Annotated in this window: 13 protein-coding genes; all 13 read right to left on the bottom strand. The window is 44.5% G+C overall.

Features of this window, described 5'->3' with window-relative positions; genetic code table 11:
* Window positions 1-9: 9 nt before the first annotated feature.
* Window positions 10-3408, bottom strand: a complete 3399-nt coding sequence (locus DN068_RS00925) for an efflux RND transporter permease subunit (RefSeq protein ID WP_207798826.1) — start codon at window positions 3406-3408, stop codon at window positions 10-12.
* Between the two features lie 66 nt (window positions 3409-3474).
* Window positions 3475-3879: a hypothetical protein gene (locus tag DN068_RS00920; RefSeq protein WP_110996996.1), complete on the bottom strand. Its 405-nt coding sequence runs from the start codon at window positions 3877-3879 to the stop codon at window positions 3475-3477.
* Window positions 3880-4074: 195 nt separating this feature from the next.
* The gene (locus DN068_RS00915; RefSeq protein ID WP_110996995.1) at window positions 4075-4989 is read right to left on the bottom strand and encodes a lytic transglycosylase domain-containing protein; all 915 of its coding nucleotides are present in this window, start codon (window positions 4987-4989) and stop codon (window positions 4075-4077) included.
* Between the two features lie 260 nt (window positions 4990-5249).
* Window positions 5250-6887, bottom strand: coding sequence for a L,D-transpeptidase family protein (locus DN068_RS00910; protein WP_110996994.1), 1638 nt, complete (start codon window positions 6885-6887; stop codon window positions 5250-5252).
* A gap of 124 nt (window positions 6888-7011) precedes the next feature.
* Window positions 7012-8412: a hypothetical protein gene (locus DN068_RS00905; protein ID WP_110996993.1), complete on the bottom strand. Its 1401-nt coding sequence runs from the start codon at window positions 8410-8412 to the stop codon at window positions 7012-7014.
* Between the two features lie 379 nt (window positions 8413-8791).
* A complete protein-coding gene (locus DN068_RS00900) occupies window positions 8792-10345 on the bottom strand; it encodes an NAD(P)/FAD-dependent oxidoreductase (RefSeq protein WP_110996992.1) in 1554 nt (517 codons plus the stop codon).
* 430 nt (window positions 10346-10775) lie between these two features.
* Window positions 10776-12953, bottom strand: a complete 2178-nt coding sequence (locus tag DN068_RS00895) for a protein-disulfide reductase DsbD family protein (protein WP_165836240.1) — start codon at window positions 12951-12953, stop codon at window positions 10776-10778.
* 147 nt (window positions 12954-13100) lie between these two features.
* Complete coding sequence (locus tag DN068_RS00890; RefSeq protein ID WP_110996990.1) at window positions 13101-13556, bottom strand: protein-disulfide reductase DsbD domain-containing protein; 456 nt, start codon at window positions 13554-13556, stop codon at window positions 13101-13103.
* 42 nt (window positions 13557-13598) lie between these two features.
* Window positions 13599-14291: a phosphoribosylformylglycinamidine synthase subunit PurQ gene (gene purQ / locus DN068_RS00885; protein WP_110996989.1), complete on the bottom strand. Its 693-nt coding sequence runs from the start codon at window positions 14289-14291 to the stop codon at window positions 13599-13601.
* Between the two features lie 16 nt (window positions 14292-14307).
* Window positions 14308-15291, bottom strand: coding sequence for a DUF6427 family protein (locus DN068_RS00880; protein ID WP_123985176.1), 984 nt, complete (start codon window positions 15289-15291; stop codon window positions 14308-14310).
* A 15-nt stretch (window positions 15292-15306) separates the two neighbouring features.
* The gene (locus DN068_RS00875; RefSeq protein ID WP_123985175.1) at window positions 15307-16770 is read right to left on the bottom strand and encodes a hypothetical protein; all 1464 of its coding nucleotides are present in this window, start codon (window positions 16768-16770) and stop codon (window positions 15307-15309) included.
* 42 nt (window positions 16771-16812) lie between these two features.
* Window positions 16813-17217 carry a thiol-disulfide oxidoreductase DCC family protein gene (locus DN068_RS00870; RefSeq protein ID WP_110996986.1) on the bottom strand — a complete coding sequence of 135 codons (405 nt, stop codon included), beginning with the start codon at window positions 17215-17217 and terminating at the stop codon, window positions 16813-16815.
* The gene (locus DN068_RS00865; protein WP_110996985.1) at window positions 17214-17558 is read right to left on the bottom strand and encodes a hypothetical protein; all 345 of its coding nucleotides are present in this window, start codon (window positions 17556-17558) and stop codon (window positions 17214-17216) included. The genes DN068_RS00870 and DN068_RS00865 overlap by 4 nt, the downstream gene beginning before the upstream one ends.
* Window positions 17559-17675 lie beyond the last annotated feature (117 nt).

Here is a 17675-nt window from a genome sequence, read left to right as displayed (position 1 = left end):
GTTCGATTTTTAGTTGTGAATAGGATTGTTTGTAACGTTCACTTCGGGAATCAACAATGCATGGCCAGTGTCCACTTCGTCATAGCGCATGGTTTCGAGATCAAACTGTTCATCCAGCTTATGGCGTTGCGGCTCTTTTTTGCGCAGCATTGAATAAACCACCGGCACCACAAACAATGTCACAAACGTTGCTACAATCAGTCCGCCCATTACCGCACGGCCCAGTGGCGCATTTTGTTCACCGCCGGCTCCCGTACCCAACGACATCGGAATCATACCCAATACCATTGCCAATGCAGTCATCAATACTGGCCGCAAACGGGTTTTACCCGCTTCCAATGCCGCTTCTATTGCGTTCAAACCTTTTTCTACCCGCACCTCATTCGCAAAACTTACCAGCAGAATAGAGTTGGATACCGCAATCCCGACGGCCACAATTGCCCCCATCAGTGAAACTGTATTGATCGTTGTACCCGTGATCGCCAGCATCCAGAGGATACCAATAAATGCGCCGGGTACTGCGAATAGAATGATAAACGGATCAAGCCAGGTCTGGAATAATACCACCATCAACATGTACACCAACACTACGGAAAGTACCAGACCAAGTCCCAATGTTTTAAATGTACTATTCATTACCTCTGGCTGGCCTTTCAATGCTATATGCATGCCCGCTGGTAATTGTCCCATCGCAGCAATTTTCTTTTCAATATCAGCAGCTACGGAACCCATATCGCGTCCGTCCACATTGGCCGTAATATCCATCACACGTTGTACGGTATAATGGTTGATGACGTCATACTGATTTTCATAGTGTACCGTTGCGAGGTTACCAAGCGTTTGTGTTTGCGCCATTGGCAGATCTGTGGGTGAAGGCACAGAATTGGAGGAAACCGAACCAGTGCTTGATGTTACCGGCGTACTCAAAATGCTGTTCACCGAATTCATCGTCTGGTATGGAATTTTTACCGCTACCTGATAGTTTACATTATTCGTCGGGTTGATATAAAACGACGGAGATACTGTTGAGTTTGACGAAAGCGCCACCAGCATTGAGTTTGCGACATCACGCTGTGTCAGACCCAGTTCCTGTGCACGCCTTCTGTCTACGTTAAATTTCAGTGTCGGATAATCGAGAATCTGCTTAATGTTTACATCTGCTGTTCCAGGAATTGTTCTGATTGCGTTTTTCAGCATTGTCGCATACTTATAGGAAGTATCATAATTGCTGTTCATGATCTGCACATCAATCGGCGCAGAAGTACCGAAATTCAATACCTGACTGACGATATCTGCCGACTGGAAATACACGCTGCAACCTGGAAAATGATCGTTTAGATCTTTACGTATAGAACGAATGTATTCGGCTGTGGGCTTGTGTTTTTTATTTAACGAAACCAGAATGTCAGCATCCATACTACTTGTATTATCCGTTTGCACAAACGCAAGGTTATACGAAGTCGGTACACCAATCATATCATTTACCGAACCCAATTCTGCCTTCGGAATGATTTGCTGTATACGTGCTTCGGCAGAATCCACCAATCGCTCGGTCTCTTCAATACGTGTACCAACTGGCGCCCGAAAGTGAATTTTCATCATACCGGTATCGGTGGTTGGGAAAAAGTCGGTGCCAATTACTTTTACGAGTAAAACAGAAATCACCAATATGGCTACAGCAAACGTGAGTACGATGCCGCGGTTATGTAAAAAGCCATGCAACACACGTCCATAGCGGTCTGTAAATTTATTGAAACGGCGATCACGTTCCTGATTGAAACGGAAAGAGAATTGTTTAAACCAGCCGCCATGCTCTGGAGGATTCGGTCCATGATGTTCATTAGCCATCAGCATTCTCGCCAAAACAGGAACCAGTGTACGTGAGAGTACATACGAAGCCATCATGGAAATCACCACTGATAATGCCATTGCCTGGAATAAAAATTTCGACGGACCGGTCAACAGAACAACTGGAAGAAACACGATACAGATCGCGAGCGTAGCCATCAACGCGGGTATGGCAATCTGTTGCGCACCATCCAGAATCGCTATCGTTAATGGTTTACCGAGCGCCCTGTTCCTATGTATATTTTCGACCTCTACCGTCGCATCATCCACCAACATACCAATTGCTAGTGAAAGCCCGCCGAGCGTCATAATGTTGAGTGAATTGCCCGTAAGATTCAACACAATAATTCCGACAAAAATTGATAACGGAATGGACGTACATACAATCACCATGCTGCGCCAGCTACCGAGGAAAAACATGATCATCATCGACACAAGTACTGCGCCGGTGATTGCTTCATCGAGCACACTATCAATGGAGTTTTTTACGAAGACCGACTGATCGAAATCCAGTTTAAGATCAAGCCCATTCGGTGCAGTCTCTTTGATCTGGGGAATCATTTCTTTTGCGGCCTCCACGACCATCAGTGTCGAGGCATCTGCTTTCTTCAAGATAGAAAGATAAGCCGCTCGCTTACGGTCTACCCGCACCACGTTTACCTGATCGGCAAACGCATCGGAGACCTTCGCAACATCGCCCAACCGCACAATCTGACCATTGATCGATTTGACCGGAATATCATTAAAGTCCTTCACCATATCCGGACTGGAATTGAGCTGTACGCTATATTCCCTTGTACCAATACGCGCATTACCTGCAGGAATAATCAGGTTGGAAGCTTGCAATGCATTAAGCAGATCTACCGGCGAAAGGCCTTTTGCCTGCATCGCTTTAGCATCACCATCTACAATGATCTGACGATTTTTACCACCAAATGGCGCTGGCGTAGAAAGCCCCGGAATGGTAAACAAACGAATGCGTATAAAGTTGAGCGCGTAGTCGAAAATTTTATCTTCAGAAAGTGTTTTACTCGACATCGTAATCTGCGCCACTTGTACGTTTGTGGCGTTAAACTGCAGAATCACAGGCGGCTGAATGCCAGGCGGCATCGAGTGCAAAGAAGTACTGGCCGTCGCAGACATCTGTGCAATTGCGGCGCCAATATCTGCACCTTTTGAAAAGTAAACTCTGAGAATGCCAATACCTGGCTGCGATTGTGATTCAATGCGCTCTACCCCATTTACGGAAGATGAGATACCACGCTCACTCAGCAACACAACTTTCTTCTCCATCTCCGCGGCGGAGAGGCCCGGATAACTCCAAATAACGGAAACAACAGGAATATCAATTACGGGAAAAATGTCCACCATCATTGAACGGATGGCCATGATCCCCATGATAAGAATAAGAAACGCCATTACTGCAACCGAGTACGGCCTTCTTAATGCTAATCTTACGATCCACATGACTTTAAAATATTGATTTGAATACGGAACCGTAACCACGTAGAAGCAGTAATGCTTATTCGCAGCCAGGCTGTTTAGGTATGGTGACTGCATGCGCAACACCAGTTAAATCGCGCGTTTTCGTACACGGATCTCTCAATAAAAAGAAATGGAAAAGTATCAGACCTGCAATTTCCTCACCTGCAGATATACAGGCGCAGTGCCTTTATTGGCGGGAAGATAACGGTATTGAAACTGAGGCTGTCTGCGATTGTAAAAAGCGGAAAGCAGTGCAACGACTGCCGCTGCGCCGGCAAACAACCAAAGCGGATCAGTACTATCCTGATGCGCTGCTGTAATTTGTTTTTCTGAATTTACTTCGTGTCGGTCCTGGAGACTGCAACAATCTTTATAAACTTTGTTGGCTACGGATTCGATGTCCGTCGTTACTGCGGCCGGAGCGCCGTACACATAAATACGGATCAGTTTTTTAACCGGCGTTGAATTGAAAACAAGAAAGAACACAGCCAGGCAAATCCAGATATACCGGACCCAGTTGTTATTGCTATACTTGTTTTGAGACATCGTTATGAAGGGAATTCAGCCGCAAATGTAACAGTTATTCTAATTTCGCAAAGTGTATTTGGTATTTCTTTTCTCTTAAGGAAATCTTAAAAAAGCGGAAAGCCTAAAACTCAACGCTAAAAACCCATCTCACATAGACGCTATTTGGCAACACAGAACGCTTTGAGCTTTAGGCCTTGAGCTTTAAACTTTAACTTATTGCGGCAGCGTAATCTCATACGTCTTACCTGCTTTAGCAGTCAACGTCCGCGCGCGCAACCAGGGATTAAAAAGCTTCAGCATTTTATAACTGCTGCCATTGTCGATCGTCCATTGGGCGAGATTACTGATGGTTGTATCCACTTTCAATACACGTGTTTTCAGCGGCTGATAGGCATCTGAGCCTTCCACGATATAACCCATCGCCTTCGCATTGCTGATCAGATATTTCAACGCCAGAATGCGGAACACATACCGGTTAGTTTCTTCGGGAAGAATAACATCATAATAATTGGTAACCTGCTGAAAAGAAGAGTGATTGCTAAAACCCGCCATACCACAATTGTAGGAGGCTGCCGCTGCTGTCCAGGTACCAAATTTCTGATAAGACTGATTGAAATAAGTACAGGCCACGTCTGTTGCTTTCCTGATATCATAACGCTCATCGACTTCCGCATCCACTTGCAATCCATACTGGGTGGCCGTTGCAGGCATCAGTTGCCAGAAGCTCGCAGCGCCGGCAGGAGAAGTATTGTGTTGCAAAGCACTTTCTGCAACGCAGAGATATTTGAAATCATCTGGTATGCCATTAGCTTTCAGCCGTTCTTCTATCATCGGGAAATAGCGTGTGGAAAGCATGACCTCGTAAAGTGTAGAGCCATGCATATAATAATTGAAAAGCAATTCGCGCTGCAACCGTTCCCGCACATCCCAGCGGTCCAGCGGTACTTTCTCACCTGCAAAGTTCATCGCCGAAGGCATTTCCGGCGGATACCATTTATATTGCAAACGACTATCAGATTTTACCGTCACCATTTCATCGCGGTCATTGATTCTGTTAAACGCCAATCCCGCAATAAAAGCAGCACCCGCCGCCGCACCTGCGATAAAATATCCGATAGTCTTTTTCATACAACACTTTTAAAGAACATTGAATTTACTGAATTCAATTGAAAATGAGCAGTGGACAATTAGGTTTCCAGCAAAGACATAACACTTATCCTCACGCATTAATTTTCAAGGCCCTCTGCTCGGCAGTACAGTAGCAATGCCGTTTAATCGGGCGACCGTCTGAACCCTGACGTGGTCGGGTGAAGACTGCCTTTTTTGCCTACTTTTTTTGCAGAAAAAAAGTAGGAGAAGGAAGATTCGAAGCTAAGAGTTGAGGATATTTAGTTTTCCATCAACGCTTTCGCCAGACTCGCATCCTTGCTATAAATATCCTTACGGAAATTGATTTTGCCTTTACTATCTACAAATGCAGTGAAGTAACCAATATAAACAGGCACTGTTTTTTTCAGCGTCACATACTGCTCTTTACCGGCGTTCATCGCAGCATTAATTTTTTCCGGCGTCCAGGAAGAATCATTACGCAGCAGGAAATTAGCCAGCTTCTCCGGTTCCTGCACACGAATGCAACCGTGACTGAATGCGCGTGTAGTCTCATTAAATAAAGATTTCGCAGGCGAATCATGCAGATAAATATTGTAGCTATTCGGGAAAAGGAATTTCACTTTACCAAGCGAATTATTTGGTCCAGGCTTTTGACGCACCACTGGCAACCCACCCAAACGACCTGTAATCTCCATATTATGACTGGCGATATAATTTTTATTACGCGCCATGCCCGGTACTACTTCTTTGCGCACAATACTTGGCGGCACATTCCAGTATGGACTAAACACCACATATTTTACATCGCCGCTAAAGATGACTGTTTTGTTCATCGCTTTACCCACCACTACATTACAACTCCAAACCAGACTATCTTTCTGATACACAAACAAACGGTAGTCGGGAATATTTACAACGAGATAATCTTGTTCCGGATCAGGAATCGGCACCCAACGGGCACGTTCCATATTCACCATAATCTGCGTAATCCGTTTTTGCGGTGTGATGTTTAATTCTGAAATCATTCCATTGCCAATCACGCCGTCTTCCGTAAGCCCCAAACGATGCTGACAAGCCTTCACTGCATCATTCATATCCGCTGAATAAACAGCACTCGCGGTATCACCCGCAAAATCGCCAAGCAGATATAAGCGTTTACGAATCGCTGTAATCACCGGACTATTATCACCAGGCTTGTACGCTTTTTTATCCATCTTAATCGGTTCCCAATTTTTCATACTGTCTAACGAACGATAACGTTTCAGATAAGTCCGCAGCATTTCATATTGACGATATACAGGCTCACTGTTTTTCAATTCACCCACAGGCGCTTTCAGCAAACTGTCCAGTGCATTAGCATAAGAAACTTTTTTACGCGGCAGATACCAATCCATCGACTTAGAAACAGAAGCATCCATACCACCCCATACGATTTTTGCAAAGGCAAAATAAGATGCGGTCAACATCAGTTCCGGCGTCAGATCTGGTTTACCGGCTGCTGATTCATCCAGCGAACCGATCACAGAATCAAGCTGTGCATGATAAGGAACCGTACTGTTCAATCCTTCGTCATCCATGTGATCAATGCGGTTACGCAAATTACCAGCCTGCTCTATCATTCCATCTTTATCAAACCACGCATAAGTGAACCCGCGGCCGCGATAAAACTTCCTCATATCACCGGCATATGACTCATACTTCGGATAGTTTTTGAGGAACGCGTCCAGCATTGTACTATCAAAATGATAAGTAGATTTTTCTGCAAAATTTCCCGGAATGGAATTGTTCCAGTCTTTCATATCCGGTTTTGCAACCTGCTTTTTAGGTTGTGTTACCGGTTTATTTTCTTGTCCGCAAGCGGAAAAAGTAATCGCAAGCAGTAACGCCGAAAAAAACTGAAGAGTCTGGAAACGCATAGTGGGCAATTTGTTTATTAAATATACCAAATCCGTAGAGACGTTGCATGCAACGTCTCCAGACAAATATCTTGTGTAATACTACAGAATCACGCATCACCGTGAGACGTTGCATGCAACATCTCTACGCCAACGATCCCGTCCAAAACTCAAACGATCTCGCACCACGTTCATCCGGTTTGTAAAATGCAACAATCGTCATGGTTTTATAGCTGATGAAACTATTATCATACACACCACGTTTATGCAGTGCCCGCCAGGTTCCCGAATTGAAATAGATTTTGCCACGTTTATTACCATCTTCCATATAAGAAGATAGCGGTACAATTTCGGGATAATGCGTATGCCCCATCACAAAGAAATCCTTGTCGCGACCCACATCTTCATTGGCTAGCTTATTGGCGAATTCTTTGTACGATTCAAAATCATCTTTGCTCAGTGAAAAATGATTAATAATACTGGCGAGATCGCTAATACTGAAATGCTTGCCCAAAAAGAAACGCGCGATGCGCATCACAATATCGATGCTCTTATTTTTTGCAATCAGCGGCGTGTCTACAAAGTTGGTGATCATTTCACGCAGTGCATCTCTGATAGAATCATTGATAAAATGCGGATCAAGTTCATATTCTTCCAGCACCTGTGAAATCCAATCCGGCGCGAGACTATACGGACGCAGGTTATCGATTTCGCGCAGCTCTTTCACAAATTCCTGAATGTCTTCTTCCGTTCCCACCCTGCCCTGTGGAAATTTCCGGATCTGCTTTTCGATTTGATTTGGAATTTCATTCAGCAATCTGATCACCACTACATCACCGACAGAAGAACCATCGCGGCCTGAATCCTGACAATTGGTTTCATCAAATTCATCGCCGTGAATTGCGTACAAACGGTGCGCCTGCTGCGCATCAAACAAACCTTCGTTTTCAAACGGATAATATGGAAACGGTTTGTCTCTTTCATTAGCCAGACCCAGCGCATCAATAATATCATTGCGAATCGGATGCATGCGCGGATCATCGATGTATAAAAACCAGTCATGATTACCGACCATATAATAGATGTTCACCTTCGGCGCCACCTTTTCAGCGCTTGCATGATAACCTACATTCTCCGCCAGTTTTTCGGCATCAGAGACTTCGGTCATCATTGCCGGAATTTTGATATCACCTTCGGAGAAACCTTTTAGGATGCTAAACGATTTTTCGTTGCGTTTTAAAACACCATCGGAAATGGTTTTGATATTGGCGTAAAAATCATCGCCGCGATTGTCGGTCCAGGGCAAAATAGCACTGATTGCATGATTCCATTGTTCCGAACGGATCATATCAATGATATCGCCGAGCAGCAGAATATCGATTTGTTCAACCGGTTTGTAATAAGATTTTTTCTGATCATCGAGCCGCCAGGAGGCATCATAGGCCATATCACTAAGGCGGTTGCGGAATACACGAAACGCTTTCTCATCTATAGTTTCGCCGGAGGTACCGTCAGTAAGATGCAGATCGCTGATAATAACGAGCATGGTGTGGTGATTATGTTATGCACCAACAATATAGATATTTTATTAACGCGAGAAAAGAGGGAACCGTTAAATGGTTAAAGGGTTAAAGAGTTAATGTGGCTTAATATGATGAATGTGCCGGCTCCTTAATGAAGAGAAGATTCGATAAACTCTTGTACAGGACTTCAGCAACTCCTGTACAGAACTTTGGTAAATCCTGTACAGGACTTCGACAACTCTTGTACAGGATTTGACAGAGTCCCCCGACGCCGCAAAAATGACATCCCGGCTCCTTTGAGGAAACCAGCTCACGATGAGCACAGCGCCGTAGTGCTGCCGTGAGAAAACTCCCACTCGCACCCCGCACATTTTAAGGTTTTAACTTTTGAATTTTGACTTTTTAATTCCCAGAAACCGCTGCTTCCGCACAACGCTCGCCATCTATGGCGGCGCTCACAATACCTCCCGCATAACCCGCACCTTCCGCACATGGATACAATCCTTTAATCTGCGGATGTTGCAAGGTTTCTTTATCGCGCGGAATGCGCACTGGTGAACTCGTGCGGGATTCCGTCGCAACCAGTATCGCTTCGTTGGTATAATACCCTTTCATCTTTTTACCAAAGCTGGTCATCGCTTTTTGCAAAGCATCTTTTACTTCCTTCGGTAAAACATCTTTCATGGCTGCACTGCTCACACCTGGCAAATAAGAACATTCCGGCAGTGTTGACGAAACTTTGTTGTCTACAAAATCAATCATACGCTGCGCCGGCGCCACGAGATTACCACCGCCTACTTCAAACGCTCTTTTTTCAACCATTTGCTGATAATGCATACCAGCAAGCGGTCCTTTAAATCCGTACTTCGCAAAATCCTGCTCATCTACCGCGACTACTGTTCCGGAATTAGCAAACGGATTGTTTCGTCTTGAAGGGCTCCAGCCATTTACCACCAATTCACCGGGACTTGTTGCAGCGGGCGCAATAATACCACCCGGACACATACAGAAGGAGAACACACCACGGCCAATTTCCTGCGATACCAGCGAGTAACTGGCTGGCGGCAAATATTCATCACGCAGATCACAATGGTATTGCGCCTGGTCAATGATCCATTGCGGATGCTCAATACGAACGCCCAATGCAAATGGCTTGCACTCTATTTCAATTTGCTTGCGGTGCAATAATTCAAAGATATCCCGGGCCGAATGTCCGGTGGCTAAGATGAGTGATGAACATTCGATTCGCTTGCCATCAGCAGTTCTTACGGCTTTCACCTGATCCCCGTCTAAAACAATGTCGGTGAGTTTAGATTCAAATAATACTTCGCCACCGCAAGCAATGATTGCTTCACGCATGGCGGTGATGATTTGCGGCAATTTATTAGTGCCAATATGTGGATGTGCTTCGTAAAGGATTCTTTCATCGGCGCCAAAATGATGAAACAATTGCAGAATGCGCTGCACATTGCCGCGCTTGGTAGAACGCGTATAAAGCTTACCATCGGAGTATGTTCCTGCGCCACCTTCTCCAAAACAATAATTTGATTCGGGATTGACGATACCTTCTTTATTCATCGCCGCAAGATCTCGACGACGGCTGCGCACATCTTTACCGCGTTCCAGAATAATCGGCTTGTACCCCAGATTGATCAGACGAATTGCTGCAAAGATTCCCGCAGGGCCTGCACCTACGATCACCACATGTTTGGCGTTGGATACGTTTTGCAATTCCGGATCAAAAGCCGGTTTCTCTGTTGGCTGCTGATCAAAGAAAACTTCCAGTTGCAGATTGATGCGCGGCTGACGCGAACGGGCGTCGATGGATTTTTTCTGAATGTGAAAACCAGTAATCCGCTTGGCTCTGATGCCTGTTTCTTCAGCAATAATGCTGATAATGCGACGGTTATTCTCTGCATCCGCCGGACTTACTGCAATGGTAATATTCTGAATCATATATACTGCGCCAGGTATTTATCCTGAAAACGTCCCGCAAAGATAACGTGGGAATGCGATAATGGCTAATGTGGTTGAATGTGGGGAATGTGATGAATGTGGGTTATAAAGGAATGTGTTGAATGTGCTCAATATGAAGAATGTGTTTATAATGCGAGCCAATAATGGTCGGACGACTCAAAGTCGTCTGACCATTTCGCACCAGGATTTAAAAAGAGCTGAGCCATGGACCCCACTGGCGCGAGTCTTCCGAAGGGTGACTCGTGTCTATAAAATCTGCCCAGTCTCCGGACTGGTTCTTAAACACCAGGCACGCGCATGATGAAAGCAGTCGCGAGACTGCGATTGTGTTTAGACACGAGAGCGCTACGCTAACTCTCGCGCCAGTAGTAAAAAACGACAAAGCCATCCGTCTGGATGGCTTTGTTTATTAAGGATGTGATGCTTTAAACTTCGCTTTTACATTATCGAGATGCTGAACAAATTTCTGTACATCCGGATCATAAGCATAGCCGTTATCCGCCAGCTTATTACCATTTTCATCTACGAAGAAATAATAAGGCTGTGAGTTCGAACCAAACTTAGTTGCCTGAATATCTTCATTGCGATCGCCTACAGTTTCTACATCCGAATCGAGTACTTTAGAATGGTAACGTTCTTCTTTCGGCAACAATTCTTTATCATAATCGCAGTACAAAGACGCGATGATAAAATCATTTTTCAAACGCTGCATTACTTCCGGTTTAGACCAAACCTGCGTTTCCATCTTACGACAGTTTACGCAGTTGATACCCGTAAAATCAAGCATGATCGGCTTGCCTGTTTTCTTTGACGCAGCCAGTGCTTCATCATAATCAAAGTAAGTAACCAGACCGAATTTTTTCACAACTTCCGGTTCGTAGATACGCATTGCCTGTACATATTTCACCGGATGCACACCTGAATTATCAGGAGCCGAAGCACTTCCACCGCCTTCTCCGCCGCCACCGCCGGAACCGATCACAAAGTCCTGTGTTCCCATTGGCGGTACAAACGCACCGAGACCATTCAAAGGTGCGCCCCACATACCAGGCATCAAATAAAATACAAAACCGAGGGAAATCATCGCAAACGTCAGACGTGTTACGCTCAGATACGGCAAACCAAATACATTTTTCGGCAATTCACTATCATGAGAGAATTTGATAAAACCTAACAAATAGAAGGTCATCAGGGTGAAGATCACCAACCAGCAAGCAATGAATATTTCGCGATCGAGCAAACGCCAGCCTTTCGCCAGATCCGCGTTCGACAAGAATTTCAATGCTAAAGCCAGTTCAATAAAACCAAACACCACTTTCACCGCATTCAGCCAGCCACCTGATTTACCCAGTTTTTGGAGGTATTCAGGGAAGATAGCAAATACGGCAAACGGCAATGCCAGACCAGTTGAGAATGCAAGCATGCCCAGCGCAGGTACAAAACGACCAGCGGCAGCAGTACTGAACAACAATGACCCAACAATCGGACCGGTACATGAAAACGATACGATTACAAGTGTCAACGCCATGAAGAAAATTCCGGAGAAGGATTTCGTATTGGCCTTGCTATCTGTTTTGGAAGTCCAGCTGCTTGGCAGCGTCAGTTCAAATGCACCCAGGAAGGACGCACCGAAGATCACAAAAATGGCAAAGAAAATAATGTTGACGATCCAGTTCGTTGCGATAAAGTTCGGCGCATTTTTACCAAGCAATGCCGAAATCACCAGACCAATAATCGTAAAGATGATAATAATAGAAAGCGAATAGTAAATCGCATTGCGAACACCGTCTGCTTTTTTCTCACTTTGTTTCAGAAAGAAACCTACCGTTACCGGAATCATAGAGAACACGCAAGGCGTAATCACGGAGGCCAAACCGCCAACAAAACAAAGCAGCAAAATCATCCAGAGTGATTTTCCCTCCAGCGAATTACTACCCGGTGTAGCTGCTGCATCTGGTGCAACACCCGCAGTTTTTACTTCTGCAGTCGCAGCTCCGGAATTTGTCTGTACAGCTGCAGTCGCCACGTTTGAACCAGCAGTTATAGTTGTATCTGTAACAGTAGCTGTTCCTGCAGCCGAAGTCGCCACTACAGCAGTGTCAGCCGTTGCGGCAGGCGTAGTTGTAGCCTCTGTTGCTGCAACAGCATCTGTTATTTCAAAAGTAAAATTTTTCTTTTTCGGCGGAAGACACATGTGGTCATCGCAAACCTGATATTCCTGCTTACCTGTGATCTTGGTATTCGCTTTAGCAGTTATTTCCTGTACATAATCTACCTGATTTTTGTACATATTCACGACTCCGTCGATACCCTCAAGGGTTTCCGAAATGAGTTTACCGTGTTGTTTTACTTTTCCTTTTAAAACAACATTCGCGTTCTTGTCAAAATTGAATGTCGGTGGCAGCAGCGACCCGTCACCGCCGGGATCAAAAGCATAAATATGCCAGCCTTCTTTGATCTTCAGATGAAAGATCAGCTCGTAATGATCAGCTGTCTCCTTTTTTACTTCGTAAGACCAGGTCGTCGGGTCTTTGATGATCTGAGCGTGCAGCCCGAAACTAAAAAGTGTAAAAACTGCCAGTAGCATTACTGACTTCAACATATTAAACATTGCTCCAGTTAACTTTTCTTATTGTAAAGAACGATTGTTGCTTCGGTTCCGTTTGGGCGCTGAACCGGATTTAAGAAACTTTTAAGGTATTTAAAGCCTGCCGGAATCCGGCAGGCTCTGAATTTATTTCACGTCAAACACAAAATTTTTGTCTTTCGGCGGCAAGCACATCATGTCGTTGCAGACCTGATACTCATGTTTCCCGGTGACTTTTCCCGGCTTCTTCATTTTTACGGTCTGTATATAATCTACCGATCCGGAAAAATAATTGACTGATCCCTCTATGCCCTCCATCTTACTTCTCGTCGGTCGGCCGTTTTCATGCACTTTACCTACCAGCTCCAGATTCGCATTTTTATCGAATGTAAAACTCGGCACGATCTGCAGCCCGTCACCTCCAGGATTCAAAGCCCAGATGTGAAAGCCTGCCTGCAATTGCAGATGAAAAACCAGATCATATTCTGTAGCTGATTTTTTCTTTACCTCGTAAGTCCATGTAGTCGGGTCCTGAGCCTTTACTTCAGTGCGCAGGCCGATCATGGCTCCTGCCAGCAATATGGCCTGCAAAAGCTGTTTCATGTTATAACCGTTTAAAGGTAAATATACTATTTCCTTTCGGTCTTAGTTCATATGTGTAAACGCAGTCAGTATCGCACGACCATCAATGTTGTGCAGTGCGTCGCTTGTAGCACGTTCAGGGTGCGGCATCATACCGAAAACATTGCGGTTTGCATTACAAATACCAGCAATATTATTAGTAGCACCGTTCGGGTTAGACTGAATATGCACCTGACCGCTTTCGTCGCAGTAGCGGAATACGATCTGGTTATTTTTCTGCAGTGTTTCAATAGTTGCTGCATCAGCGTGGTAACGGCCTTCACCGTGAGCCACAGGTATTTTCAGGATTTGATCACCTACAGCGCGACCTACAACATTCTGGTTGTTTTCACTTTTGATAAACACGTTTTTACAAACGAATTTCTGATGATCATTCTGTAGCAATACACCTGGCAACAAACCTGATTCACACAAAATCTGGAATCCGTTACATACACCCAGTACTTTACCACCATTGTTGGCAAAATTGATCACTTGCTCCATCATTGGACTGAAACGAGCCAGTGCACCACAACGCAGGTAATCCCCGTAAGAGAAACCGCCCGGCAGTACAATACAGTCATTTGTAGAGAACATGCTCAGATCACGGTCTTTGTGCCAAAGCGGTACTACTTCTTGTTGTAAATCATCCTGTAATGCATGCATCATGTCGCGGTCGCAATTCGAACCGGGAAAAACAATAACTCCGAATTTCATTATAAAAAAAGATTATTTATTTGATAGCTATCTGGCAAAAAAACACCATCAGCAGGGAAAAATAAAAGATAAAATTACTAAACCGTTTGCTTTTTTCAAGATACATTGGCTGCGCAATGACCAAAGCCACTGCTGGCAAGGATATCAGCCATGCGGCAGAGACCTCCGATCCGGTAAAAGCGGCCGCAATCGACGAGATGATCCACCCTGAAGTGATCACGCCCCAGCTCCGGCGAACATTTATGGTAGATTTTGGCATTTGTCCCTGCATCACATAAAAACCACTTGCTATAAGAATGCTCATAGCTGCAAAAGTGCCCAGCAGATAAACCGGATTATGGATCTGTTTCGGCAGGGAAATACCCACTTGCACCCAATCTTTAAACTGAGGCAACTGATCATTTAGAAAAAGAATACCCGCCCATAAATAAATTGGCGTAAAAACACCCAACAGGCCAACCATCCATTCACCTAACGTAAACGAGCGCAGTAAAATCAACGCCATAATCAGCAGCAAAACGAATGCTATCGCAGAAAACTGGAACAACGCAGCCAGCGCACAAAAGAAACCGGCATTAAAAATATATTTACGCGGGTTGACCGATTGCGGAAAAAACAGCATGGTATCGATAGCCATCAACAGTAACCAGCTTACCACCATCGCGCTGCTGAAATAGCTGAAGGCAGGCGTAACGGAGGTCACCAGTAAATAACAGAACGCCGGGATGTATGTCGGTTTGTAAAATAACCGGTGTCTTGTTGTAATTGCTGTTAGGTACAATGACTGCCCGAAAAGCATAATGATCCCAAGCAATGTGTAAGCAAACGCGCCATTACCCAGAAAAATATTCAGAAACGACAACAGATGGTTATACAAATAGTAACCGGGCAGTGCCACAGGTGCTACCGGATGTAACAGAACCTGCATTTTGATCAGCAGGGTGAAAATAAAAAGGATTAAAACCGTAAACGGACTATTGTTCCTGACTAGTTGGAGCACGTGCCAAATTTGGGACTAAAATACAATTTTCGCGAAGCAGATTTGTTTTTTGCGGAAACATGGGATTACCATTTCTCTCGCCGCAACTTGTTTTCCGGATCTAGGCAACCAATCCGGATCTGTGTTTCCTTCCGCGGCCATTGACCGCATGTTCACTTGTCCGGAACCATCTATGGTAGCCAGTTGTATACGTGAATGATTGGTGTTGTAATCATTGTATAAAAAACCGATTGCACCGCCGGTATTCAGCAACGCATAAGAAGAGAACATGCCGCCGTCTTCCTGCGAGTACTGACTTTTGCGTACAAAAGAACTCCATTCGCGGGTGCCTTCCGCATTATAGGCCAGCGCCATAATATCGTTGTAATTGTACTCGCGGATCGAAGGCATTGAGTACGGACCGTAGTAATACATAGAATAATACCCCCAGCCCGGTGCATAAGTTGCATTGCGGATCGTCATGTAATAATCTTCAGAGATCAGCACAAAACCGCCGTCATTACGCACAATCAGCTGACGCACGACAAAATCATTGAATGCACGTTTTTTATTTTTATCGCTGGTAGCTGCACGAAGCTGTGCATCAAACTGAATCATTTTGCGGTTCTGAATGCTTTGGGTGGCCACATCATAATAACCAAACAACACGCCTTCATAGTTACCTGCTTTTTTATCAGAATAAAAGCCACCGATGTAAATACGATTATTTACGTTGTCCATGCGCATGTATGAACTTGCAGCGAACATATTATCAAGCGGAAATTCAGTCGGATTGAATTTGTTGGCACCTACTGGCAAAGCCAATAACCAAAGCTGGTCCGCGAAATTTTTGGAGCCGGTAGTGGTAAATACTGGCACATAAAAAGTCTTATCGTTTCCAAGAATTGCTTCGCCGTGTACCACGCTATTATCGCCATGATAAGCGGCATGTTGTTTCTGCACAATATTCAATTCATCATCGATGATGGTTCCGTCAAACGTAAGATCGCTGCCTTTATCGGAAGCAGAATAAATCATGATCGATTTTTTATCGTCTGAAACAACCGAAGAAAAATAATCGCGCGTTGGGCCGAGCCAGCCTGTTTTAGCGCTTGCCAGCGCAATCGGTTTCTTAAGCAGTCGTCCGGCATCGTCCAGTAAAGCTGCATACTGAACCACTTTACCGGTTTCAACTGCCTGATACAGCACCATTATTTTATTGGCGTATGCAACAAAGCGCGTCTCATTTATTTTAGAAGGGAAAAAATCCAGAATCACCGTAGCAACGCGACCCATGGAATCATTAAATGCATCAAGATAAAAACCGTCAGACGAAGCACGGTAGGTATAAAGAAGACCGTTTATTTTTCCGACCACCGCGAAATCACCGCCCTTCTGGTCATACTTTGCATACGGAGAATATAGCACTTCCTGAGCTTTGGCAATTTCGGTCACACATAATCCAAGCAAAAAAGCTACGACTATTCTTAATTTATTCATGTCCTAAATTTAGAAATCCTGGTTTTAATATAATGGTAAAAATCAGTCAGAAAGAAACAATGACTGCAGTTCTTTCGTTGGCATCATGCAGCTATCTTGTTTCCCGAACCATCTATAACGGTTACGCGCAACCAAATCATATATAGCATCACGCAAAAAACGCGGCAATATATACCCGATACACAACAACCAGTACGCACCACTAATTTGCGGTGCAATTTTTAATACTGCAGATGAACGCTGATAAATTTTTCCGTCCTGATACAACACAACGGAATCGCCGCTAACGGCGAACTTTTCTACGAGCCGCTGCCCGTAAGCCGACTGTAATGCTGCGAAACGAAACCGGTGTTTTTTATCGTGCCGAATGATAAATTGTACCGTACTGTTACAAAGATTACAAACGCCATCAAACAATATTACCGGCGATGATGCTTTATTACTCACGGCTCCTTATTCGGAATTATCTTCTTCTCTACTTTCGTATGCGTACCACTGTCCGAAACTGTTGTAGTAGTCGTGGTGACGGTAGTCAATGCTTTAGCACTGGTATCGACCGGCACACGGTTCATTCTGGCGGCTAAGATAGAATCGGCCTTAGCTTTTACCTCAATCGACAGGCGACGGTCGAGGTCTTCCATAGATTGACGGTTCAATTCTTCCATTTTAACCCCTACCAGGGAATCTACTTTTGCTTTTACCTCCGTTTCCGACAATTCCTTTTGCTTATCTGAGCAGGCTGTCAGCAAAAAAGGTGCAAACAGCAGTGCTAAAAAACTCTTTTTCATCTCTTAGTTTTTATGCAGGTTCGGTTTTTAAGAAACTTCTGTTATCAGAACGTTTAATTATTATGACATAATAATTGTGCCCTGTTTCTTAAATTTTTGCAAAGTTAGCACGATTAG

Origin of the sequence: Taibaiella soli (genome assembly GCF_003236175.1) — a bacterium.
Classification (GTDB): Bacteria; Bacteroidota; Bacteroidia; order Chitinophagales; family Chitinophagaceae; genus QKTW01.
Note: the sequence above shows the minus strand (reverse complement) of the source record. Positions and strands in the feature narration are given on the sequence as shown.